19 protein-coding genes and 1 CRISPR repeat array (1 of these 20 only partly in view) are annotated in these 24,230 nt (G+C 34.4%); of the genes, 16 read left to right on the top strand and 3 right to left on the bottom strand.

Going from position 1 to position 24,230, the window contains the following annotated elements:
- Positions 1-18: 18 nt before the first annotated feature.
- Entirely contained in the window at positions 19-1,446 is a 1,428-nt protein-coding gene (flgL, locus tag THEYE_RS10125) for a flagellar hook-associated protein FlgL (RefSeq protein ID WP_012544983.1), read from the top strand.
- A gap of 12 nt (positions 1,447-1,458) precedes the next feature.
- Here the strand turns inward: flgL and THEYE_RS10440 are convergent, their stop codons facing one another.
- Positions 1,459-1,626 (bottom strand): hypothetical protein, encoded by a 168-nt coding sequence (locus THEYE_RS10440; RefSeq protein WP_012546713.1) that lies wholly within the window; start codon positions 1,624-1,626, stop codon positions 1,459-1,461.
- A gap of 262 nt (positions 1,627-1,888) precedes the next feature.
- Between THEYE_RS10440 and csrA the strand changes: the two genes are divergently transcribed.
- Genes csrA through THEYE_RS10095 form a run of 6 tightly spaced genes read left to right on the top strand, consistent with a single transcriptional unit; the run spans position 1,889 to position 6,308 of the window.
- On the top strand, positions 1,889-2,173 hold the full coding sequence (gene csrA / locus THEYE_RS10120) for a carbon storage regulator CsrA (protein ID WP_012546156.1): 285 nt from the start codon (positions 1,889-1,891) through the stop codon (positions 2,171-2,173).
- Complete coding sequence (gene fliW / locus THEYE_RS10115) at positions 2,160-2,570, top strand: flagellar assembly protein FliW (RefSeq protein ID WP_012546503.1); 411 nt, start codon at positions 2,160-2,162, stop codon at positions 2,568-2,570. Before csrA ends, fliW begins: the two co-directional genes overlap by 14 nt.
- Positions 2,571-2,588: 18 nt before the next feature.
- Positions 2,589-2,930, top strand: coding sequence for a nucleotidyltransferase domain-containing protein (locus THEYE_RS10110; RefSeq protein WP_012545631.1), 342 nt, complete (start codon positions 2,589-2,591; stop codon positions 2,928-2,930).
- A complete protein-coding gene (locus tag THEYE_RS10105) occupies positions 2,914-3,303 on the top strand; it encodes a HEPN domain-containing protein (protein ID WP_012545657.1) in 390 nt (129 codons plus the stop codon). The genes THEYE_RS10110 and THEYE_RS10105 overlap by 17 nt, the downstream gene beginning before the upstream one ends.
- On the top strand, positions 3,300-5,444 hold the full coding sequence (locus THEYE_RS10100; protein ID WP_012546270.1) for a methyltransferase domain-containing protein: 2,145 nt from the start codon (positions 3,300-3,302) through the stop codon (positions 5,442-5,444). Before THEYE_RS10105 ends, THEYE_RS10100 begins: the two co-directional genes overlap by 4 nt.
- A gap of 21 nt (positions 5,445-5,465) precedes the next feature.
- Positions 5,466-6,308, top strand: coding sequence for an SDH family Clp fold serine proteinase (locus THEYE_RS10095; RefSeq protein ID WP_012546027.1), 843 nt, complete (start codon positions 5,466-5,468; stop codon positions 6,306-6,308).
- Here THEYE_RS10095 and THEYE_RS10090 read toward each other — a convergent pair.
- Together THEYE_RS10090 and trkA are read right to left on the bottom strand one after the other, a co-directional pair.
- Entirely contained in the window at positions 6,283-7,728 is a 1,446-nt protein-coding gene (locus THEYE_RS10090) for a TrkH family potassium uptake protein (protein WP_012545413.1), read from the bottom strand. The genes THEYE_RS10095 and THEYE_RS10090 overlap by 26 nt on opposite strands.
- Complete coding sequence (gene trkA, locus THEYE_RS10085) at positions 7,725-9,065, bottom strand: Trk system potassium transporter TrkA (protein WP_012545959.1); 1,341 nt, start codon at positions 9,063-9,065, stop codon at positions 7,725-7,727. Before trkA ends, THEYE_RS10090 begins: the two co-directional genes overlap by 4 nt.
- 154 nt (positions 9,066-9,219) lie before the next feature.
- On the opposite strand from trkA, the gene cas6 reads away from it, so the two are divergent.
- From cas6 to cas2, 9 genes are all read left to right on the top strand, one after another.
- On the top strand, positions 9,220-10,008 hold the full coding sequence (gene cas6 / locus THEYE_RS10080; protein ID WP_012546265.1) for a CRISPR-associated endoribonuclease Cas6: 789 nt from the start codon (positions 9,220-9,222) through the stop codon (positions 10,006-10,008).
- Positions 10,009-10,164: 156 nt separating this feature from the next.
- Positions 10,165-11,829: a type I-B CRISPR-associated protein Cas8b1/Cst1 gene (gene cas8a1 / locus THEYE_RS10075; protein ID WP_012546150.1), complete on the top strand. Its 1,665-nt coding sequence runs from the start codon at positions 10,165-10,167 to the stop codon at positions 11,827-11,829.
- A gap of 2 nt (positions 11,830-11,831) precedes the next feature.
- Positions 11,832-12,731: a type I-B CRISPR-associated protein Cas7/Cst2/DevR gene (gene cas7i / locus THEYE_RS10070; protein ID WP_012544921.1), complete on the top strand. Its 900-nt coding sequence runs from the start codon at positions 11,832-11,834 to the stop codon at positions 12,729-12,731.
- Positions 12,728-13,447: a CRISPR-associated protein Cas5 gene (gene cas5 / locus THEYE_RS10065; protein WP_012546885.1), complete on the top strand. Its 720-nt coding sequence runs from the start codon at positions 12,728-12,730 to the stop codon at positions 13,445-13,447. Before cas7i ends, cas5 begins: the two co-directional genes overlap by 4 nt.
- Positions 13,448-13,449: 2 nt before the next feature.
- Positions 13,450-15,636, top strand: a complete 2,187-nt coding sequence (locus THEYE_RS10060) for a CRISPR-associated helicase/endonuclease Cas3 (protein WP_012544994.1) — start codon at positions 13,450-13,452, stop codon at positions 15,634-15,636.
- A gap of 74 nt (positions 15,637-15,710) precedes the next feature.
- Complete coding sequence (locus THEYE_RS10055; RefSeq protein WP_012546576.1) at positions 15,711-16,922, top strand: ATP-binding protein; 1,212 nt, start codon at positions 15,711-15,713, stop codon at positions 16,920-16,922.
- Between the two features lie 6 nt (positions 16,923-16,928).
- On the top strand, positions 16,929-17,450 hold the full coding sequence (gene cas4 / locus THEYE_RS10050) for a CRISPR-associated protein Cas4 (protein WP_012545751.1): 522 nt from the start codon (positions 16,929-16,931) through the stop codon (positions 17,448-17,450).
- Positions 17,451-17,453: 3 nt separating this feature from the next.
- Entirely contained in the window at positions 17,454-18,431 is a 978-nt protein-coding gene (gene cas1b, locus THEYE_RS10045; RefSeq protein WP_012545291.1) for a type I-B CRISPR-associated endonuclease Cas1b, read from the top strand.
- Positions 18,432-18,563: 132 nt separating this feature from the next.
- Positions 18,564-18,830 (top strand): CRISPR-associated endonuclease Cas2, encoded by a 267-nt coding sequence (cas2, locus tag THEYE_RS10040; protein ID WP_012546411.1) that lies wholly within the window; start codon positions 18,564-18,566, stop codon positions 18,828-18,830.
- Between the two features lie 492 nt (positions 18,831-19,322).
- Positions 19,323-24,230: direct repeats of the CRISPR family, unit length 29 nt; unit sequence GTTTCATCTGAACCATGTGGGATATAAAG (it continues 3,010 nt past the right edge of the window).

The raw sequence follows: 24,230 nt of genomic DNA, 5'->3' as shown, positions 1-24,230 counted from the left end.
AGTGAAAGGGGGTAAAAGATGAAGGTTACAACAGGTTTCTTTTATAAGACATTTATAAATGATATGAATACGCAGATAGAAGCAATGTATAAAGCTCAAAAACAGCTTACTACAGGCAAAAGAGTTCTTTCTCCCAGTGATGACCCTGTTGCTATTTCAAGAATTGTTAAATACAAAACAGAACTTTCTGCTCTTGACGAATATTCAAGAGTAATTGATACTGCTAAAATTTATAATTCTTCGCTTGAGACAGCAATAAATGATCTGAAAAACATGGCAATAAAGGCAAAACAGTATGCAGTTAATGGCTCAACTGATACACTTTCTGCTACAGATAGACTTGCCCTGGCACAGGAAGTAGATACTCTAATTCAACGCAGTATTGAAACAATAAATACAAAAGTATCAGGCAGGTATATATTTGGAGGTTATAAAGCTGATACTCCCCCTGTTAATTCAACAACAGGTCTTTATCAATCTGATACAAATCTTCAGTATCTTGATATAAGCTTTTTCCTTGACGTGGCAGTGAATTTGCCAGCAACAGAGTTTTTTACTTATCAAGTTGATCCAACTGATCCTTATGGAAATATAAAGGTTTTTACCCCCTATAATCAGACAGTTACAACCTCAGGAACACAATTACATGATGCTGACCCTCTTTCTGCTTTGCTTATGCCTCAGCCTTCAGGAGGAGCAATAACTGATCCAACAGCAGGATTCACAACTAATGGAGGAACTCTTACGATTCAACTTGGTGATAATGAATCAGTATCAGTTACAATTTCTTCAGGGGCGTCTCTTAATGATGTAAGAGACGCTATAAACTCTCAAGCAGGTGATTATGTAAAGGCATGGGTTGTGAATGTAGGAACCTCTGGTTCTCCTGATTACAGGCTTGTTATAAATAGTGTGCCTAACGGAAAGTCTGATAAAATAAGAATTCAGGTGAGCACCACAGACGCTGCTAATACAGGGCTTAATCTTTTATCCTATAATCCTGATTCTGGCTCATCAAATATGAGCCTTGAGGGAAACATTAACGGATACAACTACATTACAGATCCCACAGACCCTAACTATTACAGTTTCAACAATAACTATCTTAATGAAAACTACTACCTCAGAGCTCTTTATTTTCTTAAAGTTGCCCTTGAAAATAATGATCAGGGAAGGATTCAGAAAGCAGTAGACTACTTTGATAAGATTGCAGATAAACTATATAAACAGCAATCAATTATTGGAGCAAGGCTCAATAAAATAGAAAGTATTACTGATTATAATCTGGAAGTCAAAACAAATACAAATCAAAATCTTTCCAATGACCAAGATGCCGATGCTCTTCAGGTTATTTCAGAACTCAATCAGAGAATGACAGTACTTCAAGCGATGAGAGTTACTCTTACAGACTTTTTTAGAAACAATCTTTTTGATTTCCTCAGATAGCAATTTTATTTATTAATCAAAGATGAGGAGATTCCTCACTCCGCTTTGCTCCGTTCGGAATGACATTTTCTTTGTCACCCCGAGCTTTAGCGAGGGGTCTCTCTTTTTATTGTCATTCAGAGGGGGTTTCAATGACCCCGAAGAATCTGCCCCGAAAGGGTCATCTTTTTCTTTTGCCATCCCGAGTACCCTCAATGGATGCGAGGAATCTCCGCTTTGTCACCCTGAGACGAAGCCGAGGGGTCTCTTCCTTTTAGAAAGGGAGGAGATTCTTCATCGCTAACGCTCCTCAGAATGATAGAGGACAGGTGATCGGAAGACAGAAAGAGGGACAGAATAACACTTTTCTCTCTGCTATCCTAATTACCTGTTAGTCTAACAGTTGCAATTTTTTGCGCAGTCATATAAATTATATGGAGAAATCCGAAAGGGGATGCATTAATTGTTAGTTCTAACAAGGAAGATTGGTCAGTCAATCAGAATAGGAGACAACATAGTTATCAAAATAGTCAATGTTGATGGCTCACAAGTAAAAATTGGTATAGAAGCACCAAAGGGTATGGCTATCTTCAGAGAGGAACTTTATGAGAAGCTTAAAGAGAGTAATATTGAGGCATTAAATACAGCAAAGGAATTGAAACTTGATGAATTGCTTCTTAAGGCTGAAAATTCAATGAATAAGGTCGGAGCATCTCAAAACAAGGAGCAAAAAGATGATAATTCTTAAATCAGAGCGTTTTGGCGAACTTAACATTGACGAAAATGAGATAATCTACTTTCCCCTTGGCATACCTGGCGTGCCCTTTGATAGATTTATTATAAAAGACCTTATTGAGCCTGTGAAATGGCTAATAGCCATTGATGATACAGATGTTGCTATGCTTATTATACAGCCCTTTAAATATTTTCCTGATTATGGCTTTGAACTTAGTGATGAAATTGTCTCTGTTCTTGATGCAAAAAGCGAAGAGGAGCTTGAAATATACGTATCTCTACTTAAATACAATGATGGGGTTGCTGCAAATCTTAAATCACCCTTTGTGATAAACAAAAATAAAAAAATTGGTGTACAGATTCTTCTTGAAGATGACCGTTACAGTTTCAAAGAGCCAATTAAGAAGTAAGGTTTGATATAATAGAGTATGAAAAATGAAAATCAGACAATAGAAAGTCTTCCAATTCAAGAGATTATTAAAAGAATCATCTCTGTAACCTCACCAGACAAGATTATTTTTTTTGGTTCATATGCCTACGGAACTCCTCGTTTAGATAGTGATATTGATATAATCGTGGTAACTTCAGTTAGAGGGTCAAAAATTGATGAATATAGAAAGATTAGAAAAAGTCTTAAGGGATTAAAATATCCTTTTGATATAATTGTTCTATCTCTGGAGGAGTTTGATTTTTATTCTAAAAGCTGGAAAAACAGTGTTATAGCTGAGGCAAATCAAAGGGGTAAATTAGTATATGAAAAAAATCAGTGAATTTGAGAATTTTTTCAAGATTGCCTGTGATGATCTCAAATTGGTGGAGAAGAACTTATCTGATCAAGAAATCAGCAGGCAACTTTTATTTTTTCATCTTCAACAGGCAACAGAGAAGTTTTTAAAAGCTCTCTTGGCTAAAAAAAATGTCAATTTTCCCAAAATACATGATATTGAAAAATTAATAGAGCTTTGCGAGGAAAACAATATAAAAGTTCCTGATTTTATTGACGATCTTATAGATTTAACCCCTTTTGCCGTAGAATTCCGATATGGACTAATCATGGAAGAATCTATAGATATTGAGAATTACTTTGAAAAAGTTGAGAAATTCAAAACCTTTGTGGAGAATTCAATTTATGGTGATTTATGAAAGTATGGAAAGCAAAAGGCAAAATTGAGCTAAACTTTAATGGTTATGATTTTAAAATTAAGCCTGGAGACAAGTTTCTCTTTGCCGATGATGTTTTCAATCTTCTTCCAGAACCAATAAAATCAGCCTTTGAACAAGCTCACAGTGTGCTACCTCCTTTTTATAGAGGTGAAAATCTAAATGGGAAAACCCTTCTTGTCATAGCCCAGGCTGCAATAGGTGATGCTCTCTGTATGACGCCTGCCCTAAGGGAGGTAAAAAAAAGATATCCAGAAATGACGCTTAATGTAACCATCTCAGGAAAGGCAAAGCCAGTTTTGGAGGGATTGCCCTATATTGATAATCTTTTTCCAATGCCTATACTATTTAAAGAAGTTGCAAAGGCTGACTATATTGTTAAGGTTATTGAAATGGTTAATGCTCCTCAGTTTGATAATCTATCTTTGGTTGATTACTATCTTTGGAAACTTTATATATATAAGACTGATAAGGAAACCCCGGATGTATTAATTAATCAAGCTGTTTTAGCTGAAATGAAAGAAGCATTTGATAAAATCAGGGAAGCTTCAGGCGGTAAAAAGGTGCTTCTTTTCCATTATCTTGCCTCTTCTGTTCATAGAACTCTTCCACCGAGACTGCTTAAAGAAATTGAAGACCTCATATGGAATGAATATGTCCCTGTCATATGTTCAATGCCCGAAGAAGATATAACTGTTGAGACAGCCCTTGATGCTTATGGAATAAGAGCTGCAAATCTTTCAGTTTTCATGAAAGATATAAGATATCTGATTGCCTCTGTAGCTCTTTCCGATGCTGTAATCACAGCAGATACAGCAACTTTGCATATAGCTGCAGGGCTTGAAAAGCCAACAGTTTTGATTACAGGTCCGGTTGATGCAGAATTAAGAACATCAAACTATCCAACTGTAATACCTGTATCGCCAAACTATATTGGGCAGACCTGTGTTGCACCCTGTATGAAACATGCAACAACAGAGCCATGCATTGAAGCACAGGTAAAAAGACAGTTTTATAGCCCTTGTATAGAAAGCATTCCACCTAAGATAATTTATTTTGCTCTTAATGATGCTAAGTTACTGACTGAAAAAGATTATGAAAAACCAAATAAGTGCATAGTTTGTGATTTTGAAGGAGAGATTCCTCTATTTGAGCTAATAAATAGTTCAAGAGTCTTTGAATGTCCATCCTGTGGGTTGCAGTTTACACATCCTATGAAAGTTATGGACTATGAGAAAACCTATGAAAAAAAGTATGGCGATCTCCTTAATTTTGGCTCTGGTTTAGCTTATGAATCCTATCAAAATATTGAAGATGAGAAAATTGAAGTAGAAAAATGGAGTAGGGTTCCCAGATTTAATGTTTTGCTTCCTATTCTTTCTCAAGTTTCAAAGGGCAAACTTCTTGATATAGGCTGTTCTACAGGCTTTTTTATGCTGATTGCAAAAAAAATTGGATTTGAAGTTTATGGAATGGAAGCCTCTGAGAAAGCTGTGAATATAGCAACAGATAAATTCAAACTAAATGTTGTCAAGGCTATGTCTTTTGATGAACTTCCTGAAGAATACAAATTGTCTTATGATGTAATAACAGCTTTTGAAGTTCTTGAACATGTCCATGCGCCATCAGAGTTTTTAGAGGATATATATTCATTGCTTGCAGACAGAGGCATTTTAATTTTAAGTTGCCCACCATTTTATAAGTTTGAAAATACAGCAAAGGGTTACAGAAAATACAAATGGTGGTATAATGACTACCCACCCCATCATGTAACCCGCTGGAAGCCTTGGACACTTCATTATGCCCTCAAGAAGGTTGGCTTCAGTGAAGTTCACATTTTCACAGAACCTCTGTTGCCAGGAACTGTTTTTGAGGGAGTTGTGCCACTGAGTTTTCAGTTAAAGTTGCCTGATGAAAAAATTATAAACATTGATGCAAATACAACAAGGGGAATAGTTGCTGAAACCTTGAAGCCTCTTTATCTTAATTCCCGTCTCCTTGGTAATTTCCAGTATGCCATTGCTGTAAAGGGAAGAAGTTTAATTAATTTTGAAGAAATTATTAAAAAAGCTATTAAATACTCTGCAATAGAGATAATTTGGGGAAGAGGTGATAAAGCTTAATAAAAATAGTAGGAGGCTAAGATGCATTTTGATCCGATGATATTTTTCTGGATTTTTCTTATGATTATTGCTATACAACCTATAATCAGACAGAGACTGCTTGAGAATGCAAGGATGAAACTTATTGGAGAAATTGAAAAACAACGCGGAAGCCGAGTGATACTTCTTGTTCATAGGCAGGAAACAATGAGCTTTCTTGGTTTTCCAATTATGAGATACATTGATATTCATGACTCAGAAGAAGTACTAAGGGCAATCCATTTAACTGATGATGATACTCCAATTGATCTTGTTGTTCATACCCCTGGAGGACTTGCCATTGCAGCAACACAGATTGCAAGAGCCCTTTCAAGGCAGAAAGCTAAAGTTACAGTGTTTGTTCCCCATTATGCAATGTCAGGAGGGACACTGATAGCCCTTTCAGCAGATGAAATTGTAATGTGTGAACATGCTGTATTGGGACCACTTGATCCACAGATAGGGCAACAACCAGCTGTTTCAGTGTTGAGCGTGCTTCAGAAAAAACCTTTAAGTGATATTGATGATAATACTTTAATCTTAGCAGATCAGGCTGAAAAAGCCATAAGACAAATGAAACAAACAATAATAGAAATTCTATCGCACAACCAATCCTCTGAAAAAGCTGAGGAAATCGCTGAAAAGCTTGTCTCAGGAAAATGGACTCATGATTACCCAATAAGTGCGGAGGAAGCAAAAGAACTGGGACTGCCTGTTTCAACTGAGATGCCCAAAGAAATAATGCTACTTATGAATCTCTATCCACAGCCTGTGAGGCAGTCAGTTGAATATATCCCTGTTAGAAAAAGTAAGGTTAAGGCTATCTTTTCCAGAAAGCAGGAGTAAGAAGTATTAGCACTGTATAATACTCAAGTCTGCCAGCAAGCATACATAAAATGAGTATCCATTTACCTAAGGGAGGAATTGAAAAGTAGTTGCCAGCGGGTCCTGCTTCGCCAAGTGCAGGACCTACATTGTTCATTGATGAGACTACAGTGGAAACTGAAGTTACCATATCCAGTCCTGTTGCAGTCATGCCAATACTTGCCAGAGCACAGACAAATATTGCAAGGAAAACAAATCCCCATATACTTCCAAGAATTTCTTTTGTGAGAAATTTATCATCTAACTTTAAAGCTAACACTGCACGGGGATGAATAAGCTGATAAAATTCTCTGTATATTTGCTTAATCATTAAATAAACCCTAACCTGTTTAATTCCACCTCCTGTAGAACCTATCATTCCTCCAAAAAACATAATTATCAATAGAACCAACTGCGAAAAAGAACTCCATTTTAAATAATCAGCTGTAGCATAACCTGTAGTTGTCATTATTGAGATAACCTGAAAAAGTGCGTACCTAAACGCTTCAGAAAAAGAATGATAATAAAACAATAAGTCAACAGTCAATAAAACGACAGTAATAGAAATGATACAAAAATAAAATCTGAACTCCGCATTCTTAAGAAATCTTCTTACACGACCTTTCAGAAGATAAAAATACAAAGCAAAGTTTATTCCTCCAAGAAACATTCCAAAACTTGATATATATTCAAGCATCGGACTTTTGAAATGAGCAATGCTTGCATTTTTTGTTGAAAATCCACCAGTTGAAATTGTTGTAAAAGCATGACAAACTGCATCATAAATATCCATTCCAGCAATAAAATAAAGAATGATTATAATAGCTGTAATTCCAATATAGATAAACCACAATGATTTAGCTGTATCAATAATTCTTGGCCTCAGTTTATCAACACTTATCTCAGGAACTTCAGCCTTAAAAAGTTGCATCCCTCCAATACCCATAAGAGGCAAAACAGCAAGGACAAAAACTATAATTCCCATTCCACCTATCCACTGGGTCATGCTTCTCCAGAAAAGAAGTCCTGCAGGCAGGCTTTCCACATCAGCAAAAATGCTTGCGCCTGTTGTTGTAAAGCCAGACATTGCCTCAAAAAAGGCGTCTGTAAAGGAACTCACAGAGCCTGTAAAAATATAAGGAAGACAACCAAAAAAGGCAACAGCTATCCATGTAAGCGTTACTGTCATAAAAGCTTCTCTATACATCAATTCTTCATGTCTGTATTGTTTAGTTAAAGCGAGCATAACAGTACCACAGAAGAACGTTAAAAAACACGATAACCCTAATGCTGGTATGTCCGAAGAATGATTAATAATTGAGACCAGTATGGGAATAATCATAAAAATTGAAAGAATAATAAGAATTATGCCAATAATGTTTATTACAGTTTTATAGTTCATGTGAGAAGTTTTTCAACTTCCTTTATTGAATCTTTAAGGGCAAAGATAATTAATTTATCTTTTTCTTTTATAAAATCTTCACCTGAAGGGATTATGATACGGTCATCTCTGATGATTGCTCCAAGTATAGAATTTTTTGGAAAAATTCCTTCTTTCAATGTTTTTCCTATTAGAGATGAAGTTTTATTAACAACCACTTCTATTATTTCAGCCTTATTTTCGGCAATAGCTGTAAGAGATAATACTTCTCCCTTTCTTACATATCTGAGAATAATGCCTGCTGTAATTAATCTTGGACTTAAAACAGATTGAATTCCCAGGTTGTGTGCAAGAGGCACGTAGTCTGTTCTATTTACAAGAGCTATAACTTTTTTTGCTCCGAGTTTTTTTGCAAGTAAAGATGCCATGATATTTAGTTCATCATTGTTAGAACATGCAATATATGTATCCATATTGCTTATATTTTCTTCTAACAGAAGCTGCTTATCTGCTCCATCTCCATGAAGAACCAATGATTTACCAAGATGTTTGCTTAAAAATTTACATCTTTCAGGGTCCTTTTCTATTATTTTAATATCTGCCCTGTTTTCCATTTTGCTTGCTATATAGTATCCAATTCTTCCTCCACCAAGAATCATAATCTTTTTTGCAGGTTTCGCAGGTACTCCAAGACTTTGAGCAACCTCCTCAACTTCTTCTTTTCTTACAGGTATGTAAACTATATTCCCTTCATTTAAAATATCTTCTCCAGAAGGCACTATAACATTTTCATCCCTTTCTATTATTCCTATGATAAAATCCTTTTTTAAAAATGTTTTGATAGATTTTAATTTTTTTCCTGTAATTGGACTATCTTGAGGAATTTTAAACCCTATAACCTTTATCTTTCCCTTTTCAAATTCTATTATTTCACTCGCAAAAGGGCTTTCAATAAGCCTTGATACCGCTTCTGCAGCTTCAAGTTCAGGATTAATAGCAGGGTCAATATCAAGATTGGCTTTACCAAGCAGTTCTTTATTAAAAAAGTAGTCGGGATTTCGTATCCTTGCAATTTTTCGCTTTATATTGAACATTGCCTTGCCAAGAAGGCAGGCAATCATATTCGTTTCATCACTGTTTGTTACTGCAAGTAAAAGGTCGGCGTTATCTGCACCTGCTTCTTTAAAAGCGGAAGGGTCGCTTCCTTCTGCCTCTATTGTAGCAATATCAAGCTCTTCTGAAATTCTTCTAAGCTTGCTCCCATCTCTATCAATAATTACAACATCAACCCCTTCATAGGTAAGAAACTTTGCAATTTGATATCCGACCTCACCAGCACCAACAATTATTACTCTCATCGTTACTCCTTTGAAATTGTGAAAAAATTATATCATTAAAGATTAAAAATGAGCAATTTAAGAAACAATCCTGTTTCAGATAGATTATTTTTGATGAAAGGCGTATGATTGTATCAGATAAAATTTTTTGATATAATGAGTGTGAGGTTTTGAGATGAGAATTAAAGTTATTTTTTATGCCCCCAAACTTCCCATACTTTATAGAAACAGATTTATGTCTCTGATAAAAGATTCTCTGGAAAAATCTGATAGTGCTTATAAAGAAAAACTTTATCCAGATAAAAGCCAAGAAATAACTAAAGTGGTAAAGCCATTTTGCTTCTGTGTAACCATACCTGCATCAAGACAGACTAAAAAAGAAAAAATAATCATAGACAAAGATTTTGAGATAGAAGATACGGTTTTTTATTTTTTAGACACAGGCTATGTATCTCTCATAGTTAGTTCTTCTGATTATGAGTTTATGGTTAATCTTTATAATGGACTTCTTGAGAATAAATCCTTTCAATTTAGTGATGAGCTAACATTCATGCTAAAAAGGATATTTATGCTTAATGAGAAAAAAATTGAAAATGATAGCGTTACTTTTAAAACACTCTGTCCAGCTTTGATTGAAACCAAAGATGGAAAACCAATTTTGCCCTCTGATAATGTGGAGGACTTTAATATTGAGTTTAATGCAATACATGATAGAATTTTCAAGGACATAAGAGGATACGGACTGAAGAGAGCACTTGAATTTGAGCCTTTGAGTCTTAAAAAACAGGTGGTTAAACATACATTGAAAGGCTTTAGAGAAAAGACTGGTAAACCCTACATGACGCTAACCTGTTTTGAAGGCTCTTTCAGACTGAGCGGAGACCCTGAGGATTTAAGATTGCTTTATCAGATAGGGATTGGCTTAAGGACAGGACAGGGCTTTGGCATGGTAGAGGTGTGTTAAGGTGTTAGAAAAAAACGGACAAACGATGCCCTATAAGGCTGTCATTAAAATTTTGGAGAATATACTATACAAGAAAGCTAAAGAGAATTTATATAGAAGTGTCTATGTTAATAACATTAAAAGAATTATTAACAGATTAATTTATTAGGTGTAGGCATGGTGAATGATAGTATAAAACTCTATCCATCAACAGTTAAACATAAAATCTACATGAGAGATTGGTATTTCAATGCTGGGATAGTAGGATTTCTTAATATAATCACAGATGGGAAGGAATTAGATAGTATTCCATATCTAACAATTGGTGAGAATTATATTGAATTTAGTGATGAAATTTTTGAAGGTTTTGAGGAGAAATTTAGCAAATATGCTTTTTTGAAATTTTTTAATGTTAATGCTTATCTTCAGCGTTTACAAAAAGCTCAAAAAGATTTAACTGAAAAAAAGACAAAAATCAAACCTGAACAGATAAGAAAAAAACTTGAAGAGATTGAAAAACCCCCATATAAGGATTTTTTGAAATTATTGAATATACCGGTTTGGGAGTATAAGTCCGCTGAAGATTTTATAGACAATCTTGAAAAAGCTCAGTCTAAGTTAAAAAATCTCTCTAAAAATCAAATTTTTGAGATTCTAAACAAAACCCCTGAAGGCAAGGAGTCAATACAAATTTTTATCAATCAGAAATTGAAAGGTGTATGTTCTCATGAAAATGTTTCAGAATATGTAAGCAGGATAAAAGCTATGAAATACTCAAAGAAATTAAAGAATAATGAACTATGTCCATCCTGTCAAGAAAAAAAGGCAGAATACGAATTTAACAATGCTGTATCTAATATCATTGGATTCAACAAAGATAACTCAAACTGGATATGGGGATTTAAGGTTTCAAAACTTCAAATATGTCCTTTATGTGCTATTATTTACAGTTGCGCTTTTGCCTCCTTTGCTTATGTTTTAAAAATAGCCGAAGGAGAATATCTGAATTATTTTTATTTCCCCAATGAGAACACAAATTTAAAAACACTTTATGAAATAGTTAAAACATTTAATCTTTTAATTGACAACATTGAAGAAAACAGCAATCTTCTCTATGTAATGATAAAGCAAATAGTGGATTATATAACAAAGAAACAGATAAATCGTATCTCAGAAAATATTAATTTTATTGAAATTGCTGACAATCCCATTCTTGCAGGTCAAGGGACTAAAGGATACAATATTTACAACTACAATATTAGCCCTGATATAGCTATGTTTCTTGATTTGCAGTTTAAAAATGAAAGTGTTCCGAAAGGTTATTATGTCCTAAATAAAAATTACTGTAGTATTGAAGAGGAACTTTTGAAACTTGCCATTAGTTATCAGATTGATTACTCAACTCTCTACAGATATTTTGCATACTATTTAGACACTGATAATTACTCAACTAAATATAACTTGAATAAAGTTATGAATTTTGTAATTAAATATATCCAATGGGTAAGAGGTGAAAGCATGGAGAAAAGTCAAAAAATAATTAACAAAGGCTACCTTAGTGGACTTAGCCTTCGCAATGAACTTATAAAAAAGGGTAAAGAAAATCAGATTAACGGATTAGTTTATGGTTTTTTGAATGACTTAAAAATAGGTGACAGAGAAAAATTTCTTGACAAGTATCTGAGGATAGTAATGTCTCATAATCAACCAAATCGTTTTGGTAAGGATGAAATGCTTGATGATGATTATTTCTTGCAGTTTGGTTACTCATTTGTTAGTGGTTTAATTAGTAAAAGTGGCATAGAGAATAATACTGGAACAAATGATATAGAGGAGGAGTAATTATGATAGCCCAAAAATATTTACATCTGGCAGTAATCTTTAAAGCATCAAATTTAAACTATGGCGAGGGTGTTGGGAATATTCTTACACTAAAAAAAGTTACTACTGAGGGGAAAAACTATTCTTACATAAGCAGGCAGGCGCTGAGATATGACGTTGTGAGAATGCTTAATGAGCTTTGCGGTTATAGACTTACTGATGTTGATAGGCAAGCTGGTGTTATCCAATTTGCCGAACATGCTACTATCAAAGATTTTCCCGAGATAGATTTCTTTGGTTATATGAAAACTACAACTTCTAACAAGATTAGAAAAGCTGTAGTGAGACTCACCGATGCTGTAAGCCTTGAACCATTCTATAATGAACTTGAATTTGCAACCAATAAAGGACTTGCAGATAGAATTCCAAACAATGTAGGTAATGACATTTTTCAGGCTGAAATTCATCGTTCATATTATTGTTACACTTTAACCTGCAATCTTGAGGAGATAGGTGTTGATCCTATATATGAAATTGTTCTTGATAATACAGAGAGATCAAATAGAGTAAAATGTCTGTTGAATGTTATTAAGCTACTTAACAGAGACATAAGAGGTAAAAGAGAAAACCTTTCTCCTTTATTTGTAATAGGTGGATTATATGATGTTGGTAATCCATTCTTTTACAACAGAATAAAGCTTTCTTTTACCAAAGATAAGATTATGCTTAATGAAAAATTAATAAACAGCACTCTTGCTATTAAAACCTTTGAAAATACTGTTGGACAACAGAGTATGTTAGGTTATATTGATGGAGAATTTTCAAATATAGATGACATAGACATTAAAGATAAGTTTCCAATAGAAGATTTTTTCACTAAACTTAATGAAAAAATTGATAATTTTTATAATGGCTTGAAATGAAAGCTGTTAGAATCAAACTCTATCAGAATATGGTTAATTACAGAAAGGAGTTGAGCTATGGCTATGTGCAGACTTATCCACTTCCAACTCCTTCAATGGTAAAAGGTATGGCTCATAGTCTTTTAAACCTAAACAAATACCACAATCTAAAAATATCCATACAGGGTAACTATGCCTCTGTAGTAACAAATATGCAGAAGGTATACAAATTTGATAGAGTCAGAGATGATAAAAAAAGGGAATTTATAGACCCTCGCCCACGGATTTATGCTGGCGGGCAAAGGGTATTAAACCAAGGCATAATGTTTGTTGACGAAATAGTTGATATGGAACTTATTCTTCATATATCCTTTGATGATGAAGGGTTGAATGACAAACTTCTTGAGGCATTAAAGCAGAAAACTGTTATTCTCGGCAGAAATGAAGATATTGCAAGAGTGGATTTTGAAGATACAAGTCTTGTTGACATTTTATCATTCAGTGATGAATACAGGCTTCCATACAATATATATCTTGCACCTGAGCTTTGTAAAAAAGAGCAATTGGAGGGGACATGTTATAGATTGCCTTTTTATTATGAGCCTGTAAATTCATTCACAGATAAAAGAATTTTTAGGTATGTTAACGCAATCTACATTGCAAAGGGCAATAAAATTCAATATTCAGAAATTAATGTTGACAGTGATAGGTATATAGTAAGTTTTTTGTCAATATAAAAATGCCTGTATTTGCTAAATCAAATCCTCCTGAAACTATTGAAGAACACAACAAAAAAATATTTGAAAATTATGAGAGAATAAAACCATTTCTTGATCCAGAAAAAATCAAAAAATATGATGAAGTAATCAAAAAAATTATTTATTATCATGACCTTGGCAAGTTAAATCATAAATTTCAGAATAAGCTTGGATTATCTAAAAAAGTAATAATACCAGAACTAAAAGATATTGATGAAATACCTCATGAATGGTTATCCTTAGCCTTCCTCTCAAGAGAAGACAAAAGATATTTTCATACTTTGAGTACTGATACCATCCATTTTGCTGACCTTGTTCAATACTGCATCGCATTTCATCATACAAGGACAAAGCCTTTTGATAAGAAAGCCTTAGAGAAAACTATTTGTCATGATCTTGAAAAAAATAAAGGATTATTAGGGATAAACCATTCTTTAAATTTTGACTATGACATATTTAAAGATATAAAACAGAAAATTGATTCACAAAAAAATTTTAAGAATTATTTTGAACTGCTTGTTTTTCTTAAAGGCATACTGCATAAATGTGATTATACTGCTTCTGCTAATATTGAGCCTGAAAGTCACTATTCAGGCAATTATGAAAAAGATTTCAATAATTGGTTATCTAAAAAAGGATGGCATCTTAAACCTTTTCAAAATGAGGCAAAAAGACTATCAGATAAGAGCGTAGTTCTTGTAGCTTCCACAGGTACGGGAAAAACCGAATATTCAATGAACTGGATAAATGGACAAAAGGCATTTTATCTTTTGGGCATTAGAACTGCGGTTAATGAAATGTATAGAAGATTTAAAGATATATTCGGTGAGAATGTATCTCTATTACATGGTGAAATTAGTAATATAATTGAGGATGATGATACAGAGGAAAGATATGTTGAAAGAATTGAAACTGCAAGAAAACTTTCTACTCCCCTGACTGTAGCAACTGCTGACCAACTTGTAACATCAGTTTTCAAATATAATGGATTTGAAATGACATATCTTACTGCTTCCTATTCAAAGATTGTGCTTGATGAGATACAGAGCTTTTCTCCAGACTCTATTGCGGCAATAATGGTTTTTCTAAAGGAAGTTCATAGGCTTGGTAGTAAATTTCTTATTATGACAGCAACACTCCCACCTTTTATTAAAGAAGAATTAAAGGAGTTGCAGAATGTGGAATTTCCTGAGCCTGTATTGTTGCCAAATAAGCGACATTTTATTACCGTTTATGATGAACCAATTGACAGCGAACGGTCATTGAAGATGATTGATAAAAACTTCAAATCAGGCAAAAAAATACTGATTGTCTGTAACACTGTAAAAAAAGCACAGCAAATGTATGATATGCTAAAAAATTTTAATCCATCACTGCTACACTCAAGATACATACTGAAAGATAGAAAAAATAAAGAAAGCAGAGACCACGGAATAATGGCTGTCAATAACCCTAAACATCCACCTGTAATCTGGATAGCTACTCAGGTGGTAGAAGCGAGCCTTGATTTAGATTTTGATGCATTGTTTACAGAATGCTCCCCCATAGATAGTCTTTTACAGAGATTTGGAAGATGCTGGAGAAAAAGAGAATATACAGATAATAAGCCCAATATTCACATTTTTAAAGCTGAAGACAATAGGATTTATGATAAAGAACTTCTTGACAGAACTTATTCTCTAATTTTTAATAATTACAAGAATAAAATCATGGATGAGAGAGATAAGCAAGATGCGATATTCACAATTTTTAAAGATATTGAGAAGACAAAATATTATGAAAAATACAAGCGAAATAAAGAATTGCTTGAATTAGGTTTTAAGGCTCAATCAAAGACCGAAGCTGAAGCCTTTTTTAGAAACATAGCTTTCAATTATTGCGTTATTCCTCGTCTTGTTTATGAAGAAAATGAGAAGGAAATAAGGAATTTGATAGAACTTATAGACAATAAAGATACAGAAAAAATGCAACGTATTAAGGCTAAAGCTAAGATAAAAGATTTTATAATTCCTCTTCAGATATTTGGAAATTTCAAAAATTTAACCCCTGTGCCTGATTCTGAATATTGCAAAAGAAACAATATAATGATAATGAACGAAGTTACCTACTCTTATGAGAAAGGTTTACAATTAAAGGATACAGCTGGAGAAGGAGTACTTATAGACTAAATATTAGAATTGAATCAGTTTTGCAAAAATCTGTAATTTTTGGTAATATATTACCAAAATATTAGGGAGTATGAATGCTTTTTCATAGGATTATTTCATCAAAGCTATCCACTGCAATGAGGTATTTTCCTGCTGTTTTTCTTACAGGTGCAAGGCAGGTTGGCAAATCAACTCTTGCACTGTCTATGTTTAAAAACTATGTAACCCTTGATGATACAACCGTGTATGAATCCGCTTTAGCAGACCCTCCGCTTTTCGTCAGTAATCTAAAAAAACCTGTTGTCATTGACGAAATACAAAAATTGCCAAGACTTTTAAATTCAATAAAGCTTGACATAGATAAAAACAGAATTAATGGGAGTTACCTGTTAACAGGTTCTGCTAATATATTGGCATTTAAAGACATATCGGACACGCTTGCAGGAAGAATGGCAATTATTGAGCTTTTTCCTTTAAGTTGTAAGGAGATTTCTAAAAAGACGGAAAATGTGATTGAAATACTCTTTAATGCCAATTTTAAAGATTTCACTTTACCATTAATAGAGACTGATTTAATTATTGAACAGGTCATCAAGGGTGGATATCCCGAGATTCAAAAGATAGACACAGTAACTGGAAGATATTTATGGTTTAGTTCATATATACGGACATACATTGAAAGAGATGTTAGAGACTTGGGAGAGTTGAGAAATCTTGATAAGTTTATAAAAATGTTTAATTTGCTTGCGCCAAGGTCTGCCAATTTGCTTAATAAATCAGATATTGCTCGTGATGCTCAATTAGAAATTAAAACCCTTGAGAACTATCTTAATTTATTGAAAATGGTCTATCAAATTTACATTTTAGCACCTTACAGCAGAAACATAAGCAAACGAATAATCAAGACAGGGAAACTATTTTTCACAGACAGTGGCATATTATCTCATTTGCTTGGAGTATCAACAAAAGAAGACCTCATGCAGTCTCCCTACAAAGGCTTAATTTTTGAGACATTTGTATTTTCTGAAATTCTTAAGGCCACAAAGTATTCAGATAAACCTGCTGAGCTTTTCTTTTACAGAACCCATGACAGGCAGGAAATTGATTTTGTTATTGAGCAGGGCAGAAGCATTATTGCCATTGAGGTAAAATTTTCAAAAACTGTAACGCGGGATGACTTTAAATATATTGCTTCTTTAGATAAAGCCGTCCGTAATCTTAAAGCGGGATATGTTTTATACATGGGAGAAAGGATTCTTCCTTTTGGAGAGAAGTTTTTTGCTTTACCAGTTAGTATACTTTTTTAATTTAAAATGGAAACATTAAGACAGGAATTTGACTTTCAGACTCTCAGGACAAACGGGATAAAGGTCAACTACCTCTATGTCTGCGAGCGGAAGCTCTGGTTTTTTGACAGAGGAATTCAAATGGAGTCAAAATCTGATAAAGTCCTTATGGGAAAGCTTCTTTCAGAGTATTCCTATCCTGCAGAAGAAAAACGGGAATTACTCATTGATAACCTGATAAACATTGATATCGTAGGCGATGACCAGATAAGAGAAGTGAAATACAGTAATCGCCTTGCCCATGCAGATAGAATTCAACTTTTGTATTATCTTTACTATCTAAAGCAGATTGGAATTGAAAAAAAGGGTATCATAAACTATCCAAAAATGCGTAAAAGAGAGGAAATTACTCTTACACCTGAAGCGGAGAGGGAGGTTGAGGAGGCTTTAGTTAGAGTAAGGGAAATTGTGAGCATGGAAAAACCACCTGAATTAAAGAAAAAACCTTATTGCACAAAGTGTGCTTATTTTGAGTTTTGCTGGAGTTGAACGATGAGAAACTATTACATATTCTCAAATGGAAGAATCAGGCGGAAGGAAAATACAATATACATAGAAAATGAACAAGGAGACAGGAAAGCCATTCCTATTGAGGATGTTGATACAATACATATTTTTGGTGAAGTTGACCTAAATACCAAGCTACTTAATTTCATATGCCAACAAGGAAAGACTGTTCACTTTTACAACTACTACGGATTTTACTCAGGTAGCCTTATGCCAAGAGAAAGAAATGTCTCAGGACATATTGTGGTAAAACAGGTTGAGCATTTTCTTGACCCTGAGCGAAGATTTTATCTTGCCTATTCCTTTGTAGAGGGTGCGATATTTCATATGGTCAGGAATCTCAGAGAATACAAAAACACTGATGAATTTCAGGAGAAAATCAAGAAAGAATTGAGTAATGCAGTTGAGACAACAAAGATAAGCGAGCTTATGGGATGTGAAGGAAGAGCAAGGGATTTTTATTACGAGGCATTTAATACCTTTTTAAAATCAGATTTCTCAATGGGAAAAAGAGAAAAAAGACCTCCAAGGAATCCAATTAATGCTCTTATTTCTTTTGCAAACAGCATGATTTACACCACTGTGCTTAATGAAATATATCACACCCAGCTTAATCCGACAGTGAGCTACCTGCATGAACCAAGCGAAAGAAGATACTCTCTAAGTCTTGACATTGCCGAGATTTTTAAGCCTCTTTTAGCTGATGCAATCATTTTCAAACTTATAAACAACAACATGATAAAGCTGGATGACTTTGAAGAAGATGTTAACTATTGTTATTTAAACGAAAGTGGTAGAAAAAAATTTATCAGAGAGTTTGACCAGAAATTAAGCACAACAATAAAACATAGGAAGCTTAAAAGAAATGTCTCCTACAGGACGATAATCAGAATTGAATGTTACAAACTCATAAAACATTTCATTGGAGATGAAGTGTATGCTCCTTTTAAGGCTTGGTGGTGAGTTAGATAATGTTCTTGCTATTTTAGGCTACAGTAAAATTTTTTATTATTCTGAAAATTTTCATTCTGAAGGTTTTGCTGTCATTCTGAGCGAAGCGAAGAATCTTAGATTTTAATTTAGGAATAAATTAAAATGCCTTATTTAATCGTCACATATGACATTGCTGAAGAGAGAGTAAACAAGGTTCGCAAAATACTTAAGAAGTATTTCATGTGGGTGCAGAACTCTGTATTTGAGGGAGAGATAACAGAGGGAAAGCTTTTAAAATGTAAGCTTGAACTGGAAAAGGTCATAGACAAAGAAGTAGATTCAGTATACTTCTACAGCCTTGAAAACAGGCTAAATTACAGAAAAACCGTATTAGGCATCGAAAAAGAAATAACGGGTAATATTTTATAGATAAATTGTGAGTAAACATTTTGAACTAAGCGGAAATCTCTATTTATTTTTATTAATTCTCACATTTAGAATGAGCACATTGCTTATGCCGAACCATTTTTTTATTTATGAGTGGAATTTACATATGGTATTCCGAATTGGAATTACCTATATTATTCCGATTTTCTCTTTGTCATTCTTATTATTTGTCTGTCATCTTTTTGTCATTCCGTTATCTTTTGTCATTCCGTCATTTTTTCTGTCATTCCGAACGAAGTGAGGAATCTCTTTCTATTATTAAGTCTGCATCAAACCTGTTTTAAGTCGGAGGTTAGGCGAGAGATAATATTATCAATAATTTGAAAAGTGATTTTGGACATTTTTTAAAAATTGATTAAAGGTCTGATGCAAATAACTTGTTTTTTGAGGGGGTTCTCAGATGCGATAATTTTTTTGTAAAATTTAGAAATATAAAGAATTTTGGGAGCAATTCATTGTTCATTGACAAGCTGGGTTTCATCTGAACCATGTGGGATATAAAGCCAATAGCCTCAACAATGTTTGCAGGTCCAGCATCGTTTCATCTGAACCATGTGGGATATAAAGGTGTGGGGGCATCTTTGTTCCTACTGAGGATTTCATGTTTCATCTGAACCATGTGGGATATAAAGGACTAAATTGCCAACCAGAAGCGTGATAATCCACCAGGTTTCATCTGAACCATGTGGGATATAAAGGATGGTTCAGTGACTGTGAAGTCAAGCATCCAGCTTGTTTCATCTGAACCATGTGGGATATAAAGACAATCAAAGATGGTGAATATCTGATATGTGTGCCAAGTTTCATCTGAACCATGTGGGATATAAAGTACCTACCAGTTGCCCAATTTGTGCGAAAAAGGGAGCAAAGTTTCATCTGAACCATGTGGGATATAAAGGAGGTCTTGTGGTAATAGTGATTTTTCTATCAAGGTCGTTTCATCTGAACCATGTGGGATATAAAGAATACTCTCCCCGTCAAACTTCCAACAAAGCCTGTCTGTTTCATCTGAACCATGTGGGATATAAAGTGAAAAAATAAAGGTTTTTGGCAGTTTGGAAATTTTGTTTCATCTGAACCATGTGGGATATAAAGTAAGTCTGCATCTGGAATATGTGCCCAGTTGAAGTTGTTTCATCTGAACCATGTGGGATATAAAGTTCAGAAAAAACTGCCAAAGATGTCAGAATAGCTTTTAGTTTCATCTGAACCATGTGGGATATAAAGAGATTCCATCCTGGAGGGCTTGCATGGGATGAAGTTGTTTCATCTGAACCATGTGGGATATAAAGAGACCAAAGCAGACGGTAAGCGAGTGGGCGGACGAGTTTCATCTGAACCATGTGGGATATAAAGGCAGAGCCCGCAGCTCCACCAGAGCCACCTGCACCAGTTTCATCTGAACCATGTGGGATATAAAGTGTTTCAAGGGGAAGGTTCACGATGTAAAAACAAGGTTTCATCTGAACCATGTGGGATATAAAGAAAGCAGTAATTTTAAGAAGATTGATTTTTGCAGGAGTTTCATCTGAACCATGTGGGATATAAAGGTTTATGTTATAGAGAATTTGCCAGGGCAGGATGGGAGTTTCATCTGAACCATGTGGGATATAAAGTATTTAGACTTGCCTACGATGCAGTAGAGCAGTATAAGTTTCATCTGAACCATGTGGGATATAAAGGTATGGGTTCAAATGTCAGCACTTTCAGGGAAAGTTAGTTTCATCTGAACCATGTGGGATATAAAGCTTGAAATATCTCTTGTAAGCATTCCTGCAGATGCAGTTTCATCTGAACCATGTGGGATATAAAGATAACAACGAAAATAGTAACTTATCAAAAAACAAAGTTTCATCTGAACCATGTGGGATATAAAGGAAGGGGTTAATGTCAAAGACAAAAACATAGAAGAGGTTTCATCTGAACCATGTGGGATATAAAGTTGTAGTTTGTTATTTCCGCTGTTGTGTCAGTACAGTGTTTCATCTGAACCATGTGGGATATAAAGGTTATTATTGTCCTTGCTGGTTGAGTAATAAATTTGATATTGTTTCATCTGAACCATGTGGGATATAAAGTCTGTTAAAAACATTAAACTTGACGAACTGCTGATAGTTTCATCTGAACCATGTGGGATATAAAGAAGAAAATGCCGAAACAATTTCTTCTGGCATACACAGTTTCATCTGAACCATGTGGGATATAAAGGTATCGCTTTATCATTGTCTCATTCCATTCGTTTAAGTTTCATCTGAACCATGTGGGATATAAAGTAGGAAGGACCCCTCTCCCCGCCTCAACTAACTCAGGGTTTCATCTGAACCATGTGGGATATAAAGACGCTTAGAGAAAGAAGTAGAGATTTTGAACGCAACAGTTTCATCTGAACCATGTGGGATATAAAGTCTTGTTCGGTTATAAACTAAATATCTCAAGCATTCAGTTTCATCTGAACCATGTGGGATATAAAGAGATTAGCTCTGGTTGGGATAAAAGCTCTTGCAACGTTTCATCTGAACCATGTGGGATATAAAGTGTAAGATATTGATTGCAATAAAGCCGATACATACGTTTCATCTGAACCATGTGGGATATAAAGTCTTTGTTATAGATGATTTTGTCTTTAGGAATTTCAGTTTCATCTGAACCATGTGGGATATAAAGTATTGTTGAATTGGAGACATATGTGGCGATGGGTCTACGTTTCATCTGAACCATGTGGGATATAAAGTCACTCACTAAGTTAGATTTGTCTAACAAAGTTCACTGTTTCATCTGAACCATGTGGGATATAAAGAGAGCTAAAGACAATGCGTATCTTTTTGCATATGTGAGTTTCATCTGAACCATGTGGGATATAAAGAAAGAAGTTCAGAGACATAACAATATGCTTTATAACGTTTCATCTGAACCATGTGGGATATAAAGATATTGGTAAAGCCACACTTTTTGGCAAAGACTATGTTTCATCTGAACCATGTGGGATATAAAGTGTTTTAACGCAACAGCAACTTGGATCTTTTATTGTGTTTCATCTGAACCATGTGGGATATAAAGATAGATACAAGGTATTTTAAGGATTTAGAACTTGAAATGTTTCATCTGAACCATGTGGGATATAAAGATCTCAACTTCATCAACAGTAACATTCTGTCCCGTTGGTTTCATCTGAACCATGTGGGATATAAAGTTTTTTAACATATTTTCTGTAACATCCTTTTGCATCGTTTCATCTGAACCATGTGGGATATAAAGAGAGCTAAAGACAATGCGTATCTTTTTGCATATGTGATGTTTCATCTGAACCATGTGGGATATAAAGTCAAACTTCCAACAAAGCCTGTCTCCACTACCAACGGGTTTCATCTGAACCATGTGGGATATAAAGGAATTTATTTGTGATAATTTTTATACTAAGTTAAGAAACTTGTTTCATCTGAACCATGTGGGATATAAAGACAGTTCCAGAAGTGCTTCAGAAGGTTATGATGATTTGTTTCATCTGAACCATGTGGGATATAAAGTTTTGTAAGACCTTCTATTGTCAAAACGTGGTTTTCGTTTCATCTGAACCATGTGGGATATAAAGTCTTAATGCTATTCCTAATGCTCTTGTATCTGGTCTCGTTTCATCTGAACCATGTGGGATATAAAGTTGTCAATAAAATCAAACACAAAGAGTTTGTTGAACGTTTCATCTGAACCATGTGGGATATAAAGTGCTTTCTAAATGTTTTATCAGGTCCAGCATCATAGTTTCATCTGAACCATGTGGGATATAAAGGCATCATACATCTTGCATTTTCAAGTTTGTCAATATTAGTTTCATCTGAACCATGTGGGATATAAAGGAAGACTTTGAAGTTGAAATCTAAACAAAAAAATGGCGTTTCATCTGAACCATGTGGGATATAAAGCGGAGCTCTTTATACTGCCCAACACAGTATGGACTCGTTTCATCTGAACCATGTGGGATATAAAGATCAAAGATTTAGCTTTCTGGCATTTTTTCATGAATTCGTTTCATCTGAACCATGTGGGATATAAAGCAAACATAAAAAACAGAATTTGCAAAGTATAAAATTGTTTCATCTGAACCATGTGGGATATAAAGAGATGGTGAGCCAGAAAGGGCTTTTCTTTTTGAGTATGAGAATGTTTCATCTGAACCATGTGGGATATAAAGTTTAAAAATTATATAAACAGCATATATAGATGCAAAAAGTTTCATCTGAACCATGTGGGATATAAAGACTTATTCTATCAAATAATACAAATGTCCTCACCCTCGTTTCATCTGAACCATGTGGGATATAAAGTGTGGAGCTAAAAAGTTTCTGTTATGGTCAACAAGCAGTTTCATCTGAACCATGTGGGATATAAAGAAAGAATATTGCGGCATCTTGAATAATTACGGGTTCAGTTTCATCTGAACCATGTGGGATATAAAGTGCAGTATGGTTCCGGTTCTTTCAGTTCTTCAAGCAGTTTCATCTGAACCATGTGGGATATAAAGACAACAGAACAAATTCGTGATTGGGTTGAGAGTAATAGTTTCATCTGAACCATGTGGGATATAAAGTGAGATAAGGTATTGCTTTAACTTTTCTGGCAAATATGTTTCATCTGAACCATGTGGGATATAAAGCTTGATTGTTTTTCAAGAACCCAAAAATAAGTATAAGTTTCATCTGAACCATGTGGGATATAAAGATTGGTGCATCTACTATTGCCACAGCCCTTATGGCATGTTTCATCTGAACCATGTGGGATATAAAGCAAGAACCCGCATCTGTGCGGAAAAAGGGATAGATGTTTCATCTGAACCATGTGGGATATAAAGCAATGCAGATAGTGCTTAAGAACATGCAATCAACGGTTTCATCTGAACCATGTGGGATATAAAGAGCAACTACTTTCAAAATTACATATAAATTTCCATGTTTCATCTGAACCATGTGGGATATAAAGTTGCCTGTATCTGCGATTGACAAGGGAGATGTTAAGTTTCATCTGAACCATGTGGGATATAAAGAATATAATGATGAATTATAGAATTCATTCTAAAAAAGAGTTTCATCTGAACCATGTGGGATATAAAGACAATAGCAGTGGTTTCACCATCTTTAACAGTTACAGTTGGTTTCATCTGAACCATGTGGGATATAAAGAAGTGCAAATTGAAAAGCACGAAGGCAAGGCAACAACGTTTCATCTGAACCATGTGGGATATAAAGGTTTTAAGTAAACTACGTTACGTAGTTTACTTTACAGTTTCATCTGAACCATGTGGGATATAAAGTCTTCTGAGCAGGTTTTTCTTCAACCTTCTTAGCTTCGTTTCATCTGAACCATGTGGGATATAAAGTCTTCTCTGAAAAC

It is taken from the genome of Thermodesulfovibrio yellowstonii DSM 11347 (assembly GCF_000020985.1).
Taxonomy (GTDB): domain Bacteria; phylum Nitrospirota; class Thermodesulfovibrionia; order Thermodesulfovibrionales; family Thermodesulfovibrionaceae; genus Thermodesulfovibrio; species Thermodesulfovibrio yellowstonii.
Note: the sequence above shows the minus strand (reverse complement) of the source record. Positions and strands in the feature narration are given on the sequence as shown.